The following is a 4,690-nucleotide window of genomic DNA, read 5'->3' as shown; positions in this document are numbered from 1 at the left end:
AGACAGGCCCTAGCAGCGTGTCGGGTCGTTGTCTGCAGCGGGCGCAGATTTTCCACCGGAGAAGTGAACAATCGCAGGCGCGGGATGGGCCCTGGACCGTGCTCGAGGCCATGCCCCGGGCTGCCGGGGGAGTCGAGGGCGGCCTGGGCGGGGTTCGGGGACGGTCCAGGCCGGCAGACCGCCGGCCATGCACGTGAAGCTGAGGGCGACCGGGATCTTCGCGCAGGGCACGCACCAGCACGCCGGTCCTCATGTCCGCTACGACCACAGCACCTAGTTACGGTAATCGAACATGAGTTCGACATTGGGGGTTGTGTGATCTACGCTTGATCCATGACCATCACTGCCGGCCCGGCCCTCGGGCAGCATCTGGTGCCGTTGGGTTTGGCGGTAGTGGCCGAGCAGGTCGGCGGCCTGTTGGACGCGCCGGTGTGGTCGTTGTCGGATGCCGAGTTGTACGGCGCCCTGGACGACTGTTCGGTGGAGCTGGCCCGCCTGGCCGCGGTGCGGCTCGCGCTGGTGCGGGAGGCCCACGGCCGGAACCTGGCCGTGCGGGAGGGGGCTACCAGCACCGCGGCGCTGCTGCGGGAACGGCTGCGGATCCGGCCGGGGGACGCCCAACGCCTGGTCGATCTGGCCCTGGCCGTGGACGGACCGCTGAGTGCCACCGGTGCGGCCCTGGCCGCCGGCGCGATCACGGTCGAGTAGGTGGTCGAGGTCCGCACGACGATCCGTTCCCTCCCCCGCGACCTGGACGCGCAGGTGTACACGGCGGTGGAGGCATCCTTGCTGGAGCTGGCCCGGATGTTCGACCCCCGCGAACTGGCCCGTCTTGGCCGGCACCTGCGGGAACAACTCACCCGGATCGACACCAGCCCCGGCGGCGATGACCCCGCCAACACCGGCAGCCAGAACGGCGACCGTGAGGGCGCCGACTCCGGCACGTCTCCCGGCCCCGCAGGGGGCCCGGCCGGCGATGACAACCAGAACCCGGGCAACGGCAACCAGGATTCGGGCGACGCCCCCGGGGATCGGCGCGGCCTGTGGATCATCGATCTGCCCGGGGTACCACCCGTATCACCGGCGAACTCGACGCCGAAGCCGCCGCGCTCCTACGCAGCGCACTCGACCCGCTGGCCAAACCCCGTCCCGCCGACGACGGCACCCCCGACCCCCGCACACCTGCACAGCGCCGCGCCGACGCCCTCGTCGACCTCCTTCACCGCACCCTCACCACCGCAGCTCCGCCCGTCACCGGCGGCGTGCGCCCCCACCTCACCGTCACCCTCCCCTGGACGGCACTACTCGGCCAGGGAGGTACGCCCGCCACCACCAGCTGGGGTCAACCTCTGCCGGCCAGTGTCCTGCGCCGCCTGGCCTGTGACGCCACGGTCACCCGCGTCGTCTTCGATGCGGCGAGCGTCCCCCTCGACGTCGGACGGGTCCACCGCACCGCACCCGCGGACCTACGCCGCGCCGTCATCGCCCGAGACGTCTGCTGTTCATTCCCGGGGTGTGATCGGCCGCCGTCATGGTGCGAAGTTCACCACGTTCGTCATTGGATAGACGGTGGAAGAACCTCACTCGACAATCTGGTACTGCTGTGTGGATATCATCATAGGCTCATCCACCACCACGGCTGGATCGTCCGAATCGGCCACGATCGCCGGCCCGAATTCATCCCCCCGCCCTGGGTCGACTCCGACCAGACACCCCGACGCAACCCCTAGGAGTCGAAATGAAATAACTTGCGCGTTTCGAACCCTCCACAGGCCTGTGACCTGCGATGATGCTCTCGATCACGTATTTGTTACTTCATTACGTCCCCCTACAGCCGACATACCTCCGATCTCCTCCGTGCGGCAACAGTTGGATAGACCGGCTCCTAGCTGAAGGAAGGAAGGCCCGAGTTTGAAGGCCCAGCTCAAAAATCTCCAGAATATCTTCGCTCGCGCTGCCGTGAACGGCGCTACACGACGAGCCTGTCGTCCGACTTCCTGGAGTGGCTCGCGTGGCGCCGTCGCCTGAAGGCGATCAGCCGAGTGTGGTCGTTAAGTAGCACGCTGTCCATGCCGTGCGATAGCCGGACGTGCGTTCGTCTCGTTGGACGAGAGTGGGCGAATGACTCGTTCGCTTCTCGGCCCCATCCACCGGCACACCGAGGCAACGCGTGTCACTCTGTGGATGGAGGTCGACGCTGCTTGTGATGTCGAGGTCCGGGTCCCGCGTGGCGCACTCGCACGTGCGACGTTCGATCCGCCGGCTGGGCAGGCCCGTACCTTCGAGGTGGCCGGGCACCACTACGCAGTCGTCGTGGTCGAAGGCCTGACGCCGGGAGAGCCGGTTCCCTACGAGGTGTGGTTGACGGACGAGGTGTGGTTGACGGGTCCCGGGCCCGGAGGGCCGGCGGTCGGGTCCGAGCCGCCCACCGACGGCGCGGTGCGGGTCTGGCCGGAGCCGGGCAGGCCGCCGAGCCTGCTGCGTCCCGTCAAGGACGAGGGGCCCCTGCGGCTGGTCTTCGGCTCCTGCCGGGTGACCGCGCCGCAGGAGCAGCCGTACACCCTGAACGCCGATCAGGACAGCCGTGGACTCGGCACGGACGCGCTGCACGCCCTCGCCCTGGAACTGCCCGCGCACGACCCCGCCTCCTGGCCGGATGTCCTGCTTCTGCTCGGTGACCAGGTCTATGCCGATCATGTCTCCTCGCAGACGGCGGCGCGGATTCGTGACCGGCGGGATGTCACCGTCCCGCCGGGGGAGGAGATCGCCGACTTCGAGGAGTACACCTGGCTGTACCAGGAGGCGTGGTCGCAGACGGACATCCGCTGGTTACTGTCAACGGTCCCGACGGCGATGATCTTTGACGATCATGATGTGCGAGACGACTGGAACATCTCCGCGGCATGGCGTACGGAGATTAGGGCCGCGCCGTGGTGGGACGCACGCGTCACCGGCGGGATCATGGCCTACTGGCTCTACCAGCACCTCGGTAACCTGGCCCCGGCCGTCCGGGAGTGTGATCCGGTGTTCCGGGCCGTGGTCGAGGCGGGAACCCCCGCAGTGCCCGAGGGCGGGGCCGCCCCGGCCAGCGTGGCCGACAGCGTGGCCGGCAGCGTGGCGGAGCAGGTGCTGCGCGCGTTCGCCCGACGGGCTGACGAGGCGGCAGACCACCCCGACGTGACCGCGGGGCGAACCGCCGCGGCCGATGGCCGGGTCGGTCCCCGTGCCGTCGCCCAGCCTGAGGGTGCCCAGCCTGAGGGCCACGGCGAACCGGCCGGCCGGGCGGTGCGATGGAGTTTCCGATGGGACCTCGGTCGGACCCGGCTGATCGTGATCGACTCCCGGTGTGCACGGGTGGTGTCCCCCGACGGTTCGCGGGCGATGATCGACGCCGTCGAGTGGGAGTGGGTGCGGGAACAGACCCTGCACGACGGCGAGGTGGATCACCTGTTGCTCGGCACCTCCGTCCCGTTCCTGCTGACACCGACGATCCACAACGTCGAGGCGGCCAGCGAGCTGATTGCGGGCGGGCGGTGGGGCCGACGGGCCGCGGCCGTGGCCGAGCGGGTCCGCCAGGCCCTCGACCTCGAACACTGGTCGGCCTTCGGCTCCTCCTTCGCCGCGATGGCGGAGCTGCTTCGGTCTATCTCGGCGGGGGAACGCGGTCCGGCGCCGGCCAGCGTGATCGTGCTGTCCGGTGACGTGCACCACGCCTATCTGGCCCGTGCCGACTTCCCGGCGCAGTCCGACCTCACCGCCGCGGCCACGGCGCCGAGCCCAGTGTGGCAGGCGGTGTGCTCGCCGTTCCGCAACCCGCTCGGTCCGGCGATCCGGCGGGTCGGCGCGATCTCCCGGCGCGCTCCGCTAGCCGCATTCTCCGCGGCCTTCGCCCGCCTTGCCGGGGTGCGGGGCCGGTCCATCCGGTGGACGGTCACCCACGGACCCTGGTTCGACAGTCAGCTCGCCGTCCTCGAGCTCGACGGACGCGCGGCCCGGTTCCGGCTGGAGAAGACCGAGCCGGACGGCGCCCCCGGCGGCCTCGATCCGGTGCTGGTGGCGGATCTCGCGCCGGCGAGGTGATCCGTGGACGGGCCGGGCGGAGAACGATCCGCGTACCTACTCGTTCCGTATACCTACTTGATACCTACTCGTTCCGTGTCCTGGTCCTGGTCCCTGGCGTCGACTGTGACGCCGATGTCGCCCCCGATGACGGATGTCCGACAGCCGTCACGGCCGTCCCCGGCGCGGGCCACCTGACCGTCGTCGTGGCCAGGTCGCGGGGGTAGACGGTTCTGAACGTCGTACCGGTGGCCTGTTCGATCGCTGTTGCGGAAAGTGTGTTCTGGTGGGTTCCGTCGAAATGGACGCCGTTCCACGGCATGATGGTCGAACTCGCGGGTAGATTCAGGGCGGTCAACGCGGAGCGGACCAGTTCACGATCCGCACTGCCCGCGTCGTCGATTGCCTGCGCGATCGTGGTCACGGCGGTGAAGGCCTCGGCCGCATCCTCGGTCATCGGCGCCCCGAAATCGTGCAGATAGCGGTCGATTACTCTCGCGGCCAGCGGATTGGCCCGGGCGATGGGCATCGACCAGGCGACCTGACGGCTGACCCGATCGGCGAACTCGGGAACCGCGGCGAGTCGGGCGGCCTCCGCCGGGTCGCCGTACACGACAACCGCGGGTGGTAT

The 4,690-nt window shown here is 69.4% G+C and carries 5 protein-coding genes; 4 read left to right on the top strand and 1 reads right to left on the bottom strand.

Annotation, left to right across the window (positions count from 1 at the left end; genetic code table 11):
• The first annotated feature begins 333 nt into the window (after window positions 1-333).
• From ACY45C_RS09435 to ACY45C_RS09420, 4 genes are all read left to right on the top strand, one after another.
• Complete coding sequence (locus tag ACY45C_RS09435; RefSeq protein ID WP_462187245.1) at window positions 334-708, top strand: DUF222 domain-containing protein; 375 nt, start codon at window positions 334-336, stop codon at window positions 706-708.
• Window positions 709-1,043: 335 nt separating this feature from the next.
• The gene (locus tag ACY45C_RS09430; protein WP_462187244.1) at window positions 1,044-1,730 is read left to right on the top strand and encodes an HNH endonuclease signature motif containing protein; all 687 of its coding nucleotides are present in this window, start codon (window positions 1,044-1,046) and stop codon (window positions 1,728-1,730) included.
• Between the two features lie 56 nt (window positions 1,731-1,786).
• A complete protein-coding gene (locus tag ACY45C_RS09425) occupies window positions 1,787-1,915 on the top strand; it encodes a hypothetical protein (RefSeq protein ID WP_462187243.1) in 129 nt (42 codons plus the stop codon).
• Window positions 1,916-2,121: 206 nt separating this feature from the next.
• Window positions 2,122-4,080 carry a DUF7800 domain-containing protein gene (locus tag ACY45C_RS09420; RefSeq protein ID WP_462187242.1) on the top strand — a complete coding sequence of 653 codons (1,959 nt, stop codon included), beginning with the start codon at window positions 2,122-2,124 and terminating at the stop codon, window positions 4,078-4,080.
• Between the two features lie 64 nt (window positions 4,081-4,144).
• Here ACY45C_RS09420 and ACY45C_RS09415 read toward each other — a convergent pair.
• Window positions 4,145-4,690 (bottom strand): type 1 periplasmic-binding domain-containing protein (locus tag ACY45C_RS09415; RefSeq protein WP_462187241.1); only part of this gene is annotated, 546 nt, incomplete at its 5' end.

The organism is Frankia sp. CcWB2, assembly GCF_977927585.1.
This window is presented reverse-complemented; position numbering and strand designations above follow the sequence as displayed.